Genomic DNA, 16,868 nt, shown 5'->3' on the forward strand with positions numbered 1-16,868 from the left:
ATGTCTGCCACTATGTCCGCATGCGCGGACGTTCCACCACCAATCGGGACGAAAGCGTCTAGACCCGGCCAAAGCGTGATGGAGACCCCATTCGTGTACGGCCCCGAACGCAGGAGTGGCACATGACTGCCCCTACGGCACCCCCGGAACTCGTCCAGCTCCTCACACCCGAAGGTGAGCGGGTCGAGCATCCCGACTATGACATCGACCTCACGGCCGAGGAGATCCGGTCGCTCTACCGCGACCTCGTCCTCGTACGCCGGGTCGACCTGGAAGCGGTCGCCCTCCAGCGGCAGGGCGAACTCGGGTTGTGGGCCTCGCTGCTCGGCCAGGAGGCGGCCCAGGTCGGATCGGGCCGCGCGCTCACCGACGCCGACATGGCCTTCCCCACCTACCGCGAACACGGCGTCGCCTGGTGCCGCGGGGTCGACCCGCTCCACCTGCTCGGCCTGTTCCGCGGCGTCAACCACGGCGGGTGGGACCCCTACGAGCACAACTTCCACCTCTACACGATCGTCATCGGCTCGCAGACCCTCCACTCGGTCGGCTACGCCATGGGCATCCAGCGCGACGGCGCCGAGGCCGCCACCATCGTCTACTTCGGCGACGGCGCCACCTCCCAGGGTGACGTGAACGAGGCCTTCATCTGGGCGTCCGTCTTCAACGCGCCGGTCGTGTTCTTCTGCCAGAACAACCAGTGGGCCATCTCCGAGCCCCTGGAGAAGCAGTCGAAGATCCCCCTCTACAAGCGGGCCAGCGGGTTCGGCTTCCCCGGCATCCGGGTCGACGGCAACGACGTCTTCGCCTGCCTGGCGGTCACCCGGGCGGCGCTGCGCAACGCGCGCGAGGGCAACGGCCCGACCCTGGTCGAGGCGTTCACCTACCGCATGGGCGCCCACACCACCTCCGACGACCCCACCCGCTACCGGGTCGCCGACGAGCTGGAGGCCTGGAAGCTCAAAGACCCGATCGAGCGCGTGAAGGCCTACCTGTTCAAGAACCAGCTGGCCGACCAGGAGTTCTTCGACAAGATCGACGCCGAGGCCGACCAGCTCGGCAAGGACCTGCGGGCCCGCTGCCTCGCCCTCCCCGACCCCGAGCCCGGCGCGATGTTCGACCACGTCTACGCCGAGCCCCACGCCCTCCTCGCCGAGGAGCGCGAGCAGTTCACGACCTACCTGGCCGGCTTCGAGGGGGCCCAGTGACCACTCTGACCTTGGCGAAGGCCCTCAACGAAGGGCTTCGCGCGGCGATGGACGCCGACTCGAAGGTGCTCGTCATGGGCGAGGACGTCGGCAAGCTCGGCGGCGTGTTCCGGGTCACCGACGGCCTGCAGAAGGACTTCGGCGAAGACCGGGTCATCGACACCCCCCTGGCCGAGTCGGGCATCATCGGCACCGCCATCGGCCTCGCGCTCCGCGGTTACCGCCCGGTCTGCGAGATCCAGTTCGACGGCTTCGTCTTCCCGGCCGCCGACCAGATCATCACCCAGCTCGCCAAGATGCCGCTGCGCTCCCTGGGCAAGATCAAACTGCCGGTGGTCGTACGCATCCCGTTCGGCGGCGGCATCGGCGCGGTCGAGCACCACAGCGAGTCCCCCGAGGCCTACTTCACCCACACGGCCGGCCTGCGCGTGGTGGCCTGCTCCAACCCGGTCGACGCGTACACCATGATCCAGGACGCGGTGCGCTGCGACGACCCCGTGGTGTTCTTCGAGCCCAAGCGCCGCTACTGGGACAAGGCCGACGTCGAGTTCGGCGCCCCCGGCCTGCCGCTCGACCGGGCCCGGGTGGTCCGCGAGGGCGACGACGTCACCCTCGTCGCCTACGGCCCGATGGTGAAGACCTGCCTGGAGGCCGCCGCGGCGGCCGAAGAAGACGGGCGTTCGATCGGCGTCGTCGACCTGCGCTCCCTCAACCCGCTCGACATGCCCGTCGTACGCGAGGCCGTCGAGCGCACCGGCCGGTGCGTGGTCGTCCACGAGGCGCCGATCTTCAGCGGCCTCGGCGGCGAGATCGCGGCGCGGGTGACCGAGCAGTGCTTCTACCGGCTCGAGGCGCCGGTCCTGCGGGTGGGCGGGTTCTCCACGCCCTATCCGCCGTCGCGGCTGGAAGACCACTACCTGCCCGACCTCGACCGCATCCTCGAAGCCGTCGACCGCGTCTTCGGCTACTAGGAGCGCACCAGATGAAACGTGATTTCAAGCTGCCCGACGTGGGCGAGGGCCTGGTCGAGGCCGAGATCGTCCGGTGGCACGTGGCCGTCGGCGACACCGTGAAGGTCCACCAGACCCTGGTCGAGATCGAGACCGCCAAGGCGGTCGTCGAACTCCCCTCGCCCTACGAGGGCGAGGTCGTCGCCCTGCTGGTCGCCGAGGGCGAGACGGTCGACGTCGGCCGGGTGATCATCACCGTCGACGACGCGACCGAAGAGGCGCTGACCGAGAGCCTCGTCCCGGAGGAACCCCAGAAGCGTGAACCGGTGCTGGTCGGCTACGGCGTCAAGCAGGGCCCCAGCAAGCGCAGGGCCCGCAAGTCCCACGCGACGGCGGCGGTTTCGCGTGAGCCGGTCGCGACCGCCCCCGCACCGATGAGCCCGCCGGTTCCGCCTCCCGTGCGTCCGTCTCCCGGCGGGTCCGCCCCCCGGGTGGCCGTGCTGGCGAAGCCGCCCGTCCGGAAGCTGGCCAAGGATCTCGGCGTCGACCTCGCCGACGTCGCGCCCAGCGGGCCCAACGGGTCGATCACCCGCGACGACGTGCTGGCCGCGCAGGTCGCACCCGTCGTCCCGCTGGTCGTGGAGGAGCAGGAGTCCATCCCGGTACGCGGGGTCCGCAAGGCGACCGCCGCCGCGATGGTGGCCAGCGCCTTCACCGCGCCCCACGTGACCGAGTTCCTCCAGATCGACGTCACCGAGACGATGAACGCCGTGCGCCGGATGCGGGAGGAGCCCGACTTCGCCGGGGTCAAGGTCTCGCCGCTGCTCATGGTGGCCAAGGCGCTGGTGACCGCGATGAAGCGGTACCCCCTGGCCAACTCCACCTGGACCGACGAGGCGATCCTCATCAAGAAGTCGGTCAACCTCGGCATCGCGGCGGCCACCGAGCGCGGCCTGATCGTGCCCAACATCAAGGACGCCCAGGCGCTCTCCCTGCCCGCGCTCGCCAGGGCGCTCGGCGACCTGACCGAGCGGGCCAGGGCCGGCAAGTGCACCCCGGCCGAGATGTCCGGCGGCACCGTCACGATCACCAACATCGGCGTCTTCGGCATCGACGCGGGCACCCCGATCCTCAACCCCGGCGAGGCCGCGATCCTGGCGTTCGGCCGGATCAGAGACCTGCCGTGGGTGGTCGACGGGCAGATCGCGGTACGCAAGGTCACCACGCTCGCGTTGTCGTTCGACCACCGGGTGATCGACGGCGAACTGGGCTCCTACGTGCTCAGAGACGTCGGCGCGATGCTGGAGGACCCGCTGCGGATGCTGACCTGGGCGTAAGCGCAAGAGTCCTGCAAGTCGGCACCAGTGATCCCCAAGTGACGGCTCCTACCGTCGGAGGCGGGTTCCCGTCGGGAGCCCGCTGATCGTCGCGCGGCGAGGCGGCGCCGGGCCCCCTCGGAAAACGGGCCTCGCCGCGCGGCACGGTTCGCCGAGAGGAGCAGAACTCAGTGATCACGGGATCGGACGCCGACTGCCTCGTCCGGGTCGACGCGGTCCACCTGCCGGTCGCCGAAGCCGTCACGATGGTCCGCCAGTTCTCCCATCGTGACCGTGCGGTCCACGACGAGATCGTCGACTACTGCCTGATCAGGGCCGAGATGCTGGCCGACGTCGAACCGCTGACCGAGGACGACCTGCGGGCCGCCGCCGACGAGTTCCGCGACGGCGTGCCGCTGCGCGACCGGGCCGAGACCCTGGCGTGGGTGGCCGAGATGGGCATGTCGGGGGGCCAGTTCGAGGGCTTCATCACGCTGATCGCCCGCCGCCGCCGGTTCCGCCGCCGCAAGGAGGAGGAGCTCGCGCCCGCCTACCTGGCCCATCATCTCGACGACTTCGACCAGGTCAGAGCCATGTGGGTGACCAGCACCCAGCCGGTCAACGGAGAGATCCTGCGCGGCCTGGGCGGCTTACTGGGCTGCCCGGAGGCCGCCGTCGTGGTCGGCACCCGCCGGGCCCGCGCGCTGCCCGCCCCGCTGCGGCACGCCCCGCGCGACACCCTGATCGGCCCGGTGGCCTTCGAGAACGGCTATCTGACCGGCCTGGTGCTGGAGCGCCGTCAGGCCGCGCACGACGCCGACACCCTGGCTTTGGCCGGACGGCTGGCGTACACCGAATGGCTGGCGGCCCGCCGCGAGAGGGCCTCCATCGAGTGGCACTGGACGACGTCCTAGGCTGACGGCCATGTTCCGTCACATTGTGCTGCTGCGCTGGATCGACGACGCCACCGAAGATCAGAAGGCCGCCGTCGTCACCGGGCTGGAGACGCTCCCGGTCAACATCCCCGAGATCAAGAAGTACGTGATCGGCACCGACGCCAAGGTCAACGAGGGCAACTTCGACCTGGGCGTCGTCGCCGACTTCGATTCGGTGGACGACTATCTCGTCTACCGCGACCACCCGGTCCACCTGCAGGTGGTCGACGACTTCATCAAGCCGATCGCGGCGGGCCGGGCGGCCGTGCAGTTCCCGCTGGGTTAGAACGCGCTCTCCGGCAGGTCCATCAACTCCTGCGTGGTCGCCGTGAGCATGCGCCGCTCCGACTCGATGCGGGGCAGCACGTTGCCGGCGAAGAAGGTCGCCGCGGCGACCTTGCCGGCGTAGAAGTCGTCGTCCGTGCCCTCCAGGGCCTTGAGGGCGATCTCGGCCTGCCGGAGCAGCAGCCACCCGATGAGCAGGTCGCCGAGGGCCATCAGGAACCGGGTGGTGTTGAGGCCGACCTTGTAGACCTCCTTCGGCGACTCCAGCGACGAGATCGCCCAGCCGGCCATGGTGTCGGCCATCGCCCTGACCTCGGCGACGGCGTCGCCGAGCAGGCCGCGCTCGACCTTGAGGCGGCCGTTGCCGGCGTCGGAGTCGGCGAACGCCTTGATCTGGCCGAGGAGCTCGCCCAGCGCGGCGCCCTGGTTGCGCAGGATCTTGCGGAAGAACAGGTCGAGACCCTGGATCGCCGTGGTGCCCTCGTAGAGGGAGTCGATCTTGGCGTCGCGGATGTACTGCTCGATCGGGTAGTCCTGCAGGAAGCCCGACCCGCCCAGGGTCTGCAGCGACCGGGCCAGCAGCTCGTAGGAGCGCTCGGAGCCGACGCCCTTGACCACCGGGAGCAGCAGGTCGTTGATCGCCTCGGCCATCTCGTCGCGGCGGCCCTCCGAGGTGGCGACCTGGATGGAGTCCTGGAAGGTGGCCGTGTAGAGCACCAGCGCCCGCATGCCCTCGGCGTACGCCTTCTGGAGCATCAGCTCGCGGCGGACGTCGGGGTGGGCGGTGATCGGGACGCGGGGGGCCGTCTTGTCGGTCATCTTGGTCAGGTCGGCGCCCTGGTGGCGGTTCTTGGCGTAGTCGAGGGCGTTGAGGTAGCCGGTCGAGAGCGTGGCGATGGCCTTGGTGCCGACCATCATGCGGGCGTTCTCGATCACCGTGAACATCTGCCGGATGCCCTCGTGGACCTCGCCGACCAGGTAGCCGATCGCCGGGTGCCGGTCGCCGAAGGTGAGTTCGCAGGTCGTGGAGACCTTCAGGCCCATCTTCTTCTCGACGTTGGTGACGTAGACGCCGTTGCGCTCCTTGAGCTCGCCGGTGTCGAGGTCGACCAGGAACTTGGGCACCAGGAACAGCGACAGGCCCTTGGTGCCGGGGCCGTGGCCCTCGGGGCGGGCCAGCACGAGGTGGAAGATGTTCTCCGCCATGTCGTGCTCGGCGCTGGTGATGAAACGCTTGACGCCCTCGATGTGCCAGGTGCCGTCGTCCTGCCGGGTCGCCTTGGTGCGGCCGGCGCCGACGTCGGAGCCCGCGTCGGGCTCGGTGAGCACCATGGTCGAGCCCCAGCGGCGCTCGACGGCCAGCTCGGCGAACCGCTTCTGCTCCTCGGTGCCGAGGTTGTGCAGCACGTGGGCGAACTGCGGCCCGCAGGCGAACATCCACACGGCCGGGTTGGCGCCCAGCACCATCTCGGCGACGGCCCAGCTCAGGGAGCGCGGACCGGGGGTGCCGCCGAGCTCGGGCTGGAGCTCCAGCCGCCACCACTCGGCGTCGACCCAGGCGTTGTACGACTCCACGAAGCTCTTCGGCATCGTCACCGTGCCTGTGGCCGGGTCGAAGACCGGCGGGTTGCGGTCGGCGTCGGTGAACGAGGCGGCGATCGGCCCCTCGGCCAGCCGGACGACCTCGTCGAGGATCGCGTGGGCGGTCTCCTCGTCGATCTCCGCGAACGGCCCGGTGCCGAAGAGTTCACCCCGGTTGAAGACCTCGAAGAGGTTGAACTCCAGATCGCGGATGTTGCTCTTGTAGTGGCCCATCACCGCTCCTCCGATACGAGTGCTACTGATGAGTAACTCTACCGGAATGCTACCCGCCAGTAACCCCCCAAAGCGGATATTCCGCACTGTGAGACGACAGTGCGCCGGGCCGTCGGAGACGACCCGGCGCACGATCCGCCACCTGCTAGTTCTTGGTGGCCCGCCCCCGCATGGCCATGGCGACGATGGCGGTCAGCAGGTAGATCCACGCGCCGCCCCAGACCGCGTCCCACGCCGCGCCGAAGACGCCGTCGCCGTCGAGCACGAGCTCGATCGGGTACATCAGGATCGCGGCGCCGGCCGCCGGGTAGAGCGAGAAGCGCCACGGGTGGCGCAGCGACCAGTTCCGGGCCTGCCGGGTGACCCGGTCGCCCGTGTCGGGCTTGGAGATCGCGCCGATGGCGGCGATCAGGGTGAAGAGGGTGACCCCCGCACCCAGCGCCCAGGCCAGGTCGGCCGTTCCGGTGATGAGTCCGAGGAGGAGGCTGGCCGTCGCGACCGCTCCGCCGGTGACGGCCGCGGCCTTCCAGGGCGCGCCACGCAGGGCCGCGCCGGCGAGCGACATCTCGTCGCGTCGAGTCAGTTCGTTCATGTATCCAGAGTGCCGAATCGGGCGCTTTGCCCGCATCGGGGAAGCCCCTGACCGCTCCCTGAGCCATCGGTTCACGCCACGGGGCTGATCTCCACCAGGTTGTCGTGGTAGACGGGCCCGTTTCCGAGGTCGGCGTCGCGCTCCTCGACCACGGCGTTGGCGTTCGCGCCCCCGCTGAGCTTGGGCCAGTGGCCCTTCGGCGAGGCGGCCACCCCGGGGCGGACCTTGTCGGAGACCTCCACGTACGCCTCGAACGCGCCGAAGCGGTTGGAGATCCGGGCGCGCGACCCCGAGACCAGGCCCCGGGGTTCGGCGTCCAGGGGATTGACCACCACGGTGGGGCCCTTCGAGCGTCTGAGCAGCTCCGGGTTGTTGGCGAAGATCGTGTTCAGGAACGTGTGGGAGGCCGGGGTGATCAGGGTCAGCAGCCCGTCCTTGTTCCGGGTTCGGGCGCTCAGGGACGGCACGTAGGTGGCGACCCGGGGCAGGCCCGCCTTCTCGGCCAGGTCGGAGACGAACTCCAGCCGGCCGCTCGGGGTGGGGAAGCCGCCGGTGAACGCGACGAAGGGCTCGGCCACGTCGAGCCGGGCCCAGCCGCGCTTGCGCAGTTCGTCCAGCTGGATCGTGGGGGTGCCCTCCAGCAGTTCGGCCGCGATCTCCAGGTCGGTGGCGTACAGGGCCGGTTCGGTCAGGCCCATGCGGTGGGCCAGGCGGCGGAAGGTCTCGGTGGTCGACAGGGCCTCGCCCGCCGGGGGTACGGCGGGCTCGTTCCACATCAGGTACATGTGGCCGTAGCCCTCGTGCAGGTCGAGGTGCTCGATCTGCATCGTCGCCGGGAGCACGATGTCGGCGTAGTCGACGGTGTCGGTGGGGAACTGCTCCATGACCACGGTGAACAGGTCGTCGCGCAGGAGCTTCTCGCGGATCCGGTTCTGGTCGGAGGTCGAGCCCATCGGGTTGGCGCCGTACACCCACAGGCACTTGACCGAGTCGTCGAGGCCGTCGGCGAGGCGGGTCATCGTGAGGCTGCGCACAGGGTGGGGGAGGAGCTCGGGGCGGTGGTCGACCCGCAGCGGCACGTGGGCCGAGGTGGAGAAGGCCAGCCCGCCGCCCGGGTGCCGCCAGTCGCCGGTCACGCCGGGGATGCAGGCGATCAGCCGCAGCGCCGAACCGCCGCCCTCGTGGCGCTGCAGGCCCATCGTGGCGCGGATGCCCGTCGGGCGGGTGTGCGCGAGGCGGCGGCCGAGGGCGCGGATGTCCTCTTCGGGCAGGCCGGTGATCTCGGCGACCCGCGAGGGCGGGTACTGGAGGATCTCCTCGCGGAACTCGGCCCAGCCGAGGGTGTGGTTCTCCAGGTAGTCGCGGTCTTCGGCGCCTTCTTCGAGGACGACGTACAGCAGACCCAGCGCCAGCGCCCCGTCGGTGCCCGGCGCGATCGGCAGGTGTTCGTCGGCCTGCTCGGCGGTCCGGGTCCGGATCGGGTCGATCGCGACGATGTGCGCACCGTTCGCGCGGGCGTCCTGGATGAACTTCCACAGGTGGTGGCCCGACGTGAGGGTGTTGGTGCCCCAGAGCAGGATCAGCTTGGAGAGCGCGAACGTCTCCGGGTCCATGCCCGCCGGGGTGCCCATGGTCAGCCGCAGGCCCTCGTTCCCGGCCCGCGAGCAGATGTTCATGTTGTGGAAGGAGGCCCCGAGGGCGTTCCAGAACCGCCGCCCGGCCATGCCCGACTCACCCTGGACGAACCCGAGGGTGCCGGTGCCCTGGTAGGGCCAGATCGCCTCGCCGCCGTGGACGTCGACGATCTCCCGCAACTTGGTGGCCAGGATGTCGAGCGCCTCGTCCCAGCCGATGCGCTCGAACTGCCCGGAGCCCTTCGGCCCCACCCGCTTCATCGGATGCAGGATCCGGTCGGGCGAGGCCGCGTGCTCCAGGTAGCGGTTCACCTTCACGCAGAGCGCGCCCCGCGTGTAGGGCTGCTCCTTGTTGCCCCGCAACGAGGTGGCTTTTCCGTCCTGGACGGTCACCACCCACGAACACGTATCCGGACAATCAAGGGGACATGCCCCCAGAACCCGCAATTCCATCCCGTCATCGTACGGGGCGTGTGGTGAAGGCGAGCTGCTCCACGATGTAGGCGACCGCGTCGGCGCTCACGTCCAGGACCTGCCGGTTCACGTTCTCGATCGTGTCGCACGCCTTGTGGTAGCACGGGTCGAACGAGCGGTTCGCCGCGCCGCCGTACATCGCGGCCTGGTCGGCGGTCTTGATGTCGTCGCCCCCGGTGAAGATGCCGCCCGCCGGGATCCCGGCCTTGACGAAGGGCCCGTAGTCCGACCGGCCGTCGAAGGCGACCTGCTCCGAGGGCAGCCCGCGCATCCGGTAGAACTCGTGGCCGGCCTCCTCGATCGCGTTGTCGCTGTCGTAGACGCCGTTTCCGTGGTTCGGGGTGGCGACCATGTCGAGGTTGACGTACCCGGCGATCTTGGCCTTCTCCGCCGCCGACAGGTTCCTCACGTAGTGGGAGGAGCCGACCAGCCCGACCTCCTCGGCCCCCCAGAACGCGAACCTGACCGCCCGCTCGGGCCGCATCCGGGCCATCTGCTCGGCGATCTCCAGCACCACCCCGACCCCCGACCCGTTGTCGTTGATCCCGGGCCCGGCCTCGACCGAGTCGAGATGGGCCCCCAGGATCAGCACGTCGTCGGGGTCCCCCTGGTCGGTCTGCGCGATGACGTTCCGGCTGACCTTGGTGGTCGACGTGGTGGTGGTCTGCACCGTCACCGGGCCCTCGATCTCCACGTCGGGCGCCACGCCCACGACCGGCAGCGGCACGCCCGGCTCGCCCAGCGATCCGCGCAGCTCACCGGGCTTGTCGTTGACCACGATCAGGGCCCCCGCCCCGGCCCGGACCGCCTGCTGCGCCTTCACCCGGAACGAACAGCCGCCCCGGTCGGCCAGCGCGATCGCCCCCCGCCGGAACCCGGTCCAGTCGGTGGACGAGCAGCCCAGGCCCGCCTCCTGGACCTCCCCGGTGGCCCGGCCGGAAGGGGAGAACGCGAAGGTCGCCGCCTGGACGGGACCGGCGGCCGTGGTCAGCACGGCCGGGCTCACCTCGCGGTAGTGCGGCAGCGTGAACGTCTGGGAGGTCACCTTGTAGCCCGCGGCGGTCAGCGCGCGCTCGACGTACTGCGCCGACGCCTCGTAACCGGCGGTGCCGACCGCCCGGTTGCCGTGCAGCTTGCCTATTTCGGCCAGGACCTGAACGTGGGCGAAGACGTTGGGTTCGGTGACGGCTTCGTCCAACCCCGGATCGGCCGACATACCCGTCGTTGTCAGCACCAGAGCCGCAGATACCACAATGCGCACAGTTTCCCCCTTGATGAACGGGCCGGGGGAAGGCGGCACCAGACTGGCAGCCGCACGACGTTTCAGGCCAGGTTCGAGGGTTACGGCGCGTCGGCGCGAAACGGGCCGCGATCCATAGACTCGACCAGGAGGGGGACTCGGGGGTCAGGTCGCTGTGCCGTGACTTTCGATTGTGGACACTGGCAACAAAGATCGCAGACAATCACGGTGGTGAGGGGCATCAAGGAAAAGGACGACTCGCTGACGTCCCCGGACTCCGGGGTCGTCCTCGTCGTGGAGCCCCTGCTGCCGCAGCGCATCCGGCGTCCGTCCGACCTGCTCCGGATGTTGATGACGCTGCTGGCGGTGACGGCGGTCGTGCTGCTGGCCCTGGTCGCCCGCAGCACCCTCAACGGCCTGGAGACCGACGTCCAGGCGGGCACCGGCCGGGCGCCCGAATGGCTCTCCTCGGTCGCCGGCCTGCTCGGCGGGGTCGCCGTGCTGGCCGTGCCCGTGGCGTTCGCCGTCGAGCGGGTGTTCCACCGCGACGGCATGCGCGTCGCCCAGGGGCTGATCGCCGCGATCCTGGCGCTGCTGCTGTCCTACGGCCTCGGCGAGTGGATCGTCAGCGCCGGCCCGCTGGAGCTGCGCCAGCTGCTCACCGGCAACCGCGACGTCGAGCCCCTCAACACGGTGCTCACCCCGGCCATCGCCTACGCGACGGCGGTGCGCATGTCGCGCAGGCCGCGCTGGCGGGCGCTGTTGTGGTTCGCGCTGATCCTCGACCTGTTCGCCCTCTTCACCTCCGCCAAGATCACGGTGCTGGGCGCGATCGTCACCTACCTGGTCGGCCTGGTCGTCGGCTTCGCCACCCTCTACGGGGTCGGCAGCGCCAACACCCGCCCGCCCGGCAGCGCCGTCGTGGCCGCCCTGCGGCGGCTCGGCTTCTCGATCGTCAGCGCCCGCCGCATCGACGACGACAGCTCCGGCAGCCGCCGCTACATCGTCGGCCTGGCCGACACCACCCGCCTGGCGGTGACCGTCCTCGACCGCGACCGCCAGGTCGCCGGGGTCGTCTACCGCCTCTGGCGGCGGCTGCGGCTCAACAGCGAGACCCGCCGCCGCGCCATCCGGTCGCTGCGCGCCGAACTCGAACGCGAGGCCCTGATGGCCTACGCCGCCGAGGCCGCCGGCGCCAGCACCCCCCGCCTGCTCGGCACCAGCGAGGTCGGCACCGAGGCGGCGCTGCTGGCGTACGAACACGTCGAGAGCCGCCCCATCGAATACCTGCCCGACGAGGAACTCGGCGACGAACTGCTGGCCGAGATGTGGGAGCAGGTCCGCCTGCTGCACGCCCGGCGGCTGGCCCACCGCCACCTGACCGGCGAGTCGATCCACCTGTCGCCCGACGGCCGGATCGTGCTCGTCGACGCCCGGTCGGGCGAGATCGCCGCCGGCGACCTGCTGCTGCGCCTCGACGTCGCGCAGCTGCTGGCCTACCTCGGCCTGCGCGTCGGCCCGGAACGGGCGGTCAAGAGCGGCGCGACCGTGCTCGGCGCCGACACCGTCGCCTCGGCGCTGCCGCTGCTCCAGCGCATCGCGCTGGCCCGCGAGACCCGCTCGGCGGCCCGCAAGGACAAGGCGCTGCTGCCCGCGCTCCGCGAGCAGATCGTCGCGCTGAAGCCGCAGGCCACCGTCGAGGAGGTCCGGCTCGAACGGTTCCGGCCGCGCACCCTCGTCACGATCATCGCCAGCGCCCTGGCCGCCTACTTCCTGCTCTCGCAGCTCAGCCAGGTCAACCTGGTCACGGTGGTCACCAGCGCCCACTGGGGCTGGGGCGGCATCGCCCTGGTCGCCGCCGGGGCCAGCTACATCGCCGCCGCCTCGATGTTGCGCGGGTTCGTGCCCGAACAACTGCCCTACGGCCGCACCATCCTGGTCCAGCTCGCCTCGTCGTTCGTCAAGCTGGTCGCCCCCGCCGCCGTCGGCGGAGTCGCGATCAACACCCGCTACCTGCAGAAACAGGGGATCCCGCCGGGTCAGGCGGTGGCGAGCGTGGGCGCCTCGCAGCTCATCGGCCTGGTCTCCCACATCATGCTGCTGCTGCTGGCCGGCTACCTGACCGGCACCCAGGCGGCCCCGTCGCTCACCCCGTCACGCGGGCTGCTGATCACCCTGCTCGCCATCGCCGTCGTGATGGTGGTCATCCTGGCGGTGCCGCCGCTGCGGCGCATGCTCTCGACCCGGGTCCGGTCGCTGTTCAGCGGGGTCGTGCCCCGGCTGCTCGACGTGTTGCAATCGCCGGCCAAGATCGTTGAGGCCGTGACCGGGACGATGATGGTCACGGTCTCTTTTGTGATCTGCCTGGCGGCCTGCGTGAAGGCGTTCGGCGGTGAGCTGGGCATCACCGCCGTCGCCGTCGTCTTCCTCGCCGGGAACGCCATCGGCTCGGCCGCGCCGACGCCGGGCGGCCTCGGCGCGGTCGAACTGTCGCTCACGGCCGGGCTGACCGTGGCCGGGCTCAACCCGACCATGGCCACCTCGGCCGTGCTGCTGTTCCGCCTGATGACCTTCTGGCTGCCGGTGCTCCCCGGCTGGGCCTCGTTCACCTGGTTGCAGCGCAACGACCAGCTTTAGTGGTCGCTGCTGGTCTTCCACAGGTTGATGCCGGCCTCGACCGCGTCCTTGTCGATCGCGTCGAGCTCCTCGTCCGAGAACGCCAGGTTCTTGACCGAGTCGAGGCTGTCGTCGAGCTGCTTGACGCTGCTCGCGCCGATCAGCACCGAGGTCACCCGTGCGTCGCGCTGCGCCCACGCGAGGGCCAGCTGCGCCAGCGTCTGGCCCCGGCTCTTGGCCAGCTCGTTGAGGGTGCGGATGTGCCGCAGGGTCTCGTCGGTCAGCAGATCGGGGCTGAGCGACTTGCCCTGCGAGGCCCGCGACCCCTCGGGCACGCCGTTGAGGTAGCGGTCGGTCAGCATGCCCTGCGCCAGCGGCGAGAACGCGATGCACCCGACGCCCAGGTCGCCCAGGGTGTCGAGCAGCCCGCCCTCGATCCACCGGTTGAGCATCGAGTAGGACGGCTGGTGGATCAGCAGCGGCGTGCCGAGACTCTTCAGGATCTCGTACGCCTCCACGGTCCGCTCCGGCGAGTAGGACGAGATGCCCGCGTACAGCGCGCGCCCCGACCTGACCGCCGTGTCGAGCGCCCCCATCGTCTCCTCGAGAGGGGTCTCGGGGTCGAACCGGTGGCTGTAGAAGATGTCGACGTAGTCGACGCCCATCCGCTTCAGCGACTGGTCGAGGCTGGCCAGCACGTACTTGCGCGACCCCCACTCGCCATAGGGCCCCGGCCACATGTCGTAACCGGCCTTGGTCGACAGGATCAGCTCGTCGCGGTACGGCCGGAAGTCCTGGGCGAAGATCGTCCCGAAGTTCTTCTCCGCCGAGCCGTAGGGCGGCCCGTAGTTGTTCGCCAGGTCGAAATGGGTCACCCCGCGATCGAACGCGCGGCGCAGGATCGCCCGCTGCGACTCGATCGGCTTGTCGTCGCCGAAGTTGTGCCACAGCCCCAGTGAGACCGCCGGCAACTTCAGCCCGCTCCGCCCGGTCCGGTTGTACGGCATCGGCCCATAACGGTCGGCGGCGGCGACGTACGTCATTCGGTCACTCCCAGTCGGTCGAGAATCCAGGAGAGCGTGAACGCCTCCTCGTGCCACGCGTCGTAGCGCCCGCTGCGACCCCCGTGCCCGGCCCCCATCTCGGTCTTCAGCAGGAACGGCCCGCCCTTGGCGGTGGCGCGCAGCCGCGCGATCCACTTGGCCGGCTCGTGGTAGAAGACCCGGGTGTCGTTGAACGAGGTGATCGCGAGTATCGGCGGATACGTCACGTCACGCACATTCTCGTAGGGCGAGTACGACTTCATGTACTCGTACACCTCCGGGTTGTGCAACGGGTCGCCCCATTCGTCCCACTCGATCACCGTCAGCGGCAGCGACGGGTCGAGGATCGTGTTGAGCGCGTCGACGAACGGCACCTCGGCGACGACCCCGGCGAACTCGTCGGGCGCGATGTTGGCCACCGCGCCCATCAGCAGGCCGCCCGCGCTACCGCCCCGCGCCACGATCGCGCTCGACCAGGTGCCGCGCAGGTGCCGCGCCACGGCGACGAAGTCGGTGAAGGTGTTCTTCTTCTGGAAGAACTTGCCCTCCTCGTACCACCGCCGGCCCATCTCACCGCCGCCCCTGACGTGGGCGACCGCGAAGACCAGGCCGCGGTCGAGCAGCGAGAGCCGGGCCACCGAGAAGTAGGGGTCGATGGACGTCTCGTAGCTGCCGTAGCCGTAGAGGAGCGTCGGGGCCTTCTTCGCGGTGCCCTTCTTGACCACGATCGAGATGGGGATCCTCGTGCCGTCTTCGGCGGTGGCCCACTCGCGGAACTGCTCGTAGTCGTCGGGGTCGTAGCCGCCGAGGACCGGCCGCTGCTTGAGGAGGATGAGCTCCTTCGACCGGAGGTCGTAGTCGTACACGGAAGGAGGCGTGACCATCGAGGTGTAGCCGAGCCTGAGCCGGTTGGTGACGTATTCGGCGTTCCCGCTGGGCGCCACGTCGTAAAGGGGCTCGGGCCACTCGATCTCGTAGGCGTCCTGGCCCTCCGGCAGGATCCGGATGCCGGTCAGGCCGTCGCGCCGGAAGTGCACGACCAGGTGCGACTCGAAGGCGTCGACGTCGAGCAGGCGCGTGGTGTCGAGGTGGGGGACCAGCGGGGTCCACGCCGACGGGTCGGCGACCGGGGCGCTGGCCAGCTCGAAGTTCTCGGCGTTCTCGTTGTGCAGGATCAGGAACCGCTCGCCCTGGTGGTCGAGGTGGTATTCGAGCCCGGTCTCCCGCGCCCTGACCACCTGGAACTCCCCGGCCGGGTTGAGCGCGTCGAGGAACCAGACCTCGCTGGTGATCTTGCTGTGCGCGTTGAGCAGCAGGTAGCGCTCGCTGCGCGAAAGGCCGACGCCGACCCAGAACCGCTCGTCGGGCTCGTGGTAGACCTCGACGTCGTCGGCCTGCCCGAGCGTGTGCCGGTGCACCTTGTCGGGCCGCCAGGCGTCGTCGACCGTGGTGTAGAAGAAGGTGCTGCCGTCCTTCGACCAGGCGCCGCCGTAGAAGATGCCGGTGATCTCGTCGGCCAGCAGCTCGCCCGTGCCGAGGTCCTTGAAACGCAGGGTGAACCGCTCGTCGCCCGCGAAGTCGGTCGAGTACGCCAGCATCGTGCCGTCGGGGCTGACCCTGCTCACCCCGAGGGAGAAGTGGGGACTGTCGCCGGCCAGCTCGTTCCCGTCGAGGATGACCTGCTCGTTCGCGAGCCTCTCCCCGGCTTCGACGGTCGGGGGATCCTCTCCTTCCGCCGGTACGCGGCACTGGATGCCGTACTGCTTCCCTTCCTCGGTACGGGAGTAGTACCACCACGCCCCGAGCCGCGCCGGGACGGAGAGGTCGGTCTCCAGCGTCCGGCCCTTGATCTCCTGGAAGACGTCGTCGGCCAGGGGCTTGAGGCGTCCGGTGACCTGCTGGGTGAAGACGTTCTCCGCCTCCAGGTAAGCGACGACGTCGGGGTCGTCCTTCTTCGCGAGCCAGGCGTACTCGTCGATCACGGTGTCGCCGTGATGCGTACGCTCAACAGGGTCTTTTTTCGCCGGCGGTGGCTGCTCACTACTCACCCGGTCGAGTCTAGGCACCCGGGTACGGGGATCTCCGTGGCTCTTTGATCTCCCCGCGCCTATTCGATCTTCGGGAATGAAGCAGGGGGTGTCGTCGTTGAAAACGGTTCGACGGCCCCTGAGGGGCTGCTAATCTTGAGGAGTCGGGGACGCCCCCGGCAGACCCCCTCCAACATCCACCCGGGGAACCGGGCGATTTGACATCGCCGGGGATGCGGGTAAGTTAGAGGGGTTGCTCTTCGGCAGGAACCGGGAAAACGTCGAATTTGACATTAACCGGAACCGCTGAAAAGATAAAGGCACAACAGCAAGAAAAAAGAACGAAAACAAAAGCAAGTCCGTTTCTTGAGAACTCAACAGTGTGCTAAAAGCCAGTGCATGATGCACAACCCCGTCATTTGATGACGGATTCCTTTGGTTGACATTATGTCAGCCGGGAAAATTCTCTGAAGACATCTTTTGGAGAGTTTGATCCTGGCTCAGGACGAACGCTGGCGGCGTGCTTAACACATGCAAGTCGAGCGGAAAGGCCCTTCGGGGTACTCGAGCGGCGAACGGGTGAGTAACACGTGAGTAACCTGCCCCTGACTCTGGGATAAGCCTGGGAAACTGGGTCTAATACCGGATGTGACGTCTTCCGGCATCGGATGGACGTGGAAAGTTTTTTCGGTCAGGGATGGACTCGCGGCCTATCAGCTTGTTGGTGGGGTAGTGG

Annotated in this window: 12 protein-coding genes and 1 rRNA gene; 7 read left to right on the forward strand and 6 right to left on the reverse strand. The window is 69.3% G+C overall.

The features are described 5' to 3' along the window. Nucleotides 1-122: 122 nt before the first annotated feature. The 5 genes from pdhA to AW274_RS33890 all read left to right on the forward strand — a co-directional run bounded on the left by pdhA (nt 123) and on the right by AW274_RS33890 (nt 4,692). Complete coding sequence (gene pdhA / locus AW274_RS33870; protein WP_062441433.1) at nt 123-1,205, forward strand: pyruvate dehydrogenase (acetyl-transferring) E1 component subunit alpha; 1,083 nt, start codon at nt 123-125, stop codon at nt 1,203-1,205. Further along, a complete protein-coding gene (locus AW274_RS33875; RefSeq protein WP_083975284.1) occupies nt 1,202-2,176 on the forward strand; it encodes an alpha-ketoacid dehydrogenase subunit beta in 975 nt (324 codons plus the stop codon). Before pdhA ends, AW274_RS33875 begins: the two co-directional genes overlap by 4 nt. Before the next feature lie 11 nt (nt 2,177-2,187). Continuing rightward, a complete protein-coding gene (locus tag AW274_RS33880; protein ID WP_062441437.1) occupies nt 2,188-3,492 on the forward strand; it encodes a dihydrolipoamide acetyltransferase family protein in 1,305 nt (434 codons plus the stop codon). 170 nt (nt 3,493-3,662) lie between these two features. Then, nucleotides 3,663-4,385 (forward strand): hypothetical protein, encoded by a 723-nt coding sequence (locus AW274_RS33885; protein ID WP_062441440.1) that lies wholly within the window; start codon nt 3,663-3,665, stop codon nt 4,383-4,385. Between the two features lie 10 nt (nt 4,386-4,395). Continuing rightward, nucleotides 4,396-4,692: a Dabb family protein gene (locus AW274_RS33890; protein WP_062441444.1), complete on the forward strand. Its 297-nt coding sequence runs from the start codon at nt 4,396-4,398 to the stop codon at nt 4,690-4,692. Here AW274_RS33890 and AW274_RS33895 read toward each other — a convergent pair. The 4 genes from AW274_RS33895 to AW274_RS33910 form a co-directional block, all read right to left on the reverse strand. Next, a complete protein-coding gene (locus AW274_RS33895) occupies nt 4,689-6,506 on the reverse strand; it encodes an acyl-CoA dehydrogenase (RefSeq protein ID WP_062441449.1) in 1,818 nt (605 codons plus the stop codon). The two genes, AW274_RS33890 and AW274_RS33895, sit on opposite strands and share 4 nt — an antisense overlap. Nucleotides 6,507-6,651: 145 nt before the next feature. Continuing rightward, entirely contained in the window at nt 6,652-7,098 is a 447-nt protein-coding gene (locus AW274_RS33900) for a hypothetical protein (protein WP_062441453.1), read from the reverse strand. 71 nt (nt 7,099-7,169) lie between these two features. Beyond that, the gene (locus AW274_RS33905) at nt 7,170-9,185 is read right to left on the reverse strand and encodes a molybdopterin-containing oxidoreductase family protein (RefSeq protein WP_062441457.1); all 2,016 of its coding nucleotides are present in this window, start codon (nt 9,183-9,185) and stop codon (nt 7,170-7,172) included. Nucleotides 9,186-9,189: 4 nt separating this feature from the next. Then, entirely contained in the window at nt 9,190-10,404 is a 1,215-nt protein-coding gene (locus AW274_RS33910; RefSeq protein WP_198169539.1) for a M28 family peptidase, read from the reverse strand. Between the two features lie 273 nt (nt 10,405-10,677). Between AW274_RS33910 and AW274_RS33915 the strand changes: the two genes are divergently transcribed. Next, nucleotides 10,678-13,083, forward strand: coding sequence for a lysylphosphatidylglycerol synthase transmembrane domain-containing protein (locus AW274_RS33915; RefSeq protein ID WP_232320604.1), 2,406 nt, complete (start codon nt 10,678-10,680; stop codon nt 13,081-13,083). Here AW274_RS33915 and mgrA read toward each other — a convergent pair. Both mgrA and AW274_RS33925 read right to left on the reverse strand, forming a co-directional pair. Then, nucleotides 13,080-14,105: an L-glyceraldehyde 3-phosphate reductase gene (gene mgrA, locus AW274_RS33920; RefSeq protein WP_062441465.1), complete on the reverse strand. Its 1,026-nt coding sequence runs from the start codon at nt 14,103-14,105 to the stop codon at nt 13,080-13,082. The two genes, AW274_RS33915 and mgrA, sit on opposite strands and share 4 nt — an antisense overlap. Continuing rightward, nucleotides 14,102-16,171, reverse strand: coding sequence for a S9 family peptidase (locus tag AW274_RS33925; protein ID WP_269750644.1), 2,070 nt, complete (start codon nt 16,169-16,171; stop codon nt 14,102-14,104). Before AW274_RS33925 ends, mgrA begins: the two co-directional genes overlap by 4 nt. Nucleotides 16,172-16,609: 438 nt before the next feature. Between AW274_RS33925 and AW274_RS33930 the strand changes: the two genes are divergently transcribed. After that, a 16S ribosomal RNA gene (locus AW274_RS33930) occupies nt 16,610-16,868 on the forward strand; the annotation flags it as partial.

It is taken from the genome of Herbidospora daliensis (assembly GCF_001570585.1).
Lineage (GTDB): Bacteria > Actinomycetota > Actinomycetes > Streptosporangiales > Streptosporangiaceae > Herbidospora > Herbidospora daliensis.

Excerpts from the sequence above, each read along its gene's own strand:
- AW274_RS33900 (WP_062441453.1), bottom strand. The coding sequence starts at position 7,098 with ATGAACGAACTGACTCGACGCGACGAGATGTCGCTCGCCGGCGCGGCC.
- pdhA (WP_062441433.1), top strand. The coding sequence starts at position 123 with ATGACTGCCCCTACGGCACCCCCGGAACTCGTCCAGCTCCTCACACCC.
- AW274_RS33905 (WP_062441457.1), bottom strand. The coding sequence starts at position 9,185 with ATGGAATTGCGGGTTCTGGGGGCATGTCCCCTTGATTGTCCGGATACG.
- mgrA (WP_062441465.1), bottom strand. The coding sequence starts at position 14,105 with ATGACGTACGTCGCCGCCGCCGACCGTTATGGGCCGATGCCGTACAAC.
- AW274_RS33880 (WP_062441437.1), top strand. The coding sequence starts at position 2,188 with ATGAAACGTGATTTCAAGCTGCCCGACGTGGGCGAGGGCCTGGTCGAG.
- AW274_RS33890 (WP_062441444.1), top strand. The coding sequence starts at position 4,396 with ATGTTCCGTCACATTGTGCTGCTGCGCTGGATCGACGACGCCACCGAA.
- AW274_RS33895 (WP_062441449.1), bottom strand. The coding sequence starts at position 6,506 with ATGGGCCACTACAAGAGCAACATCCGCGATCTGGAGTTCAACCTCTTC.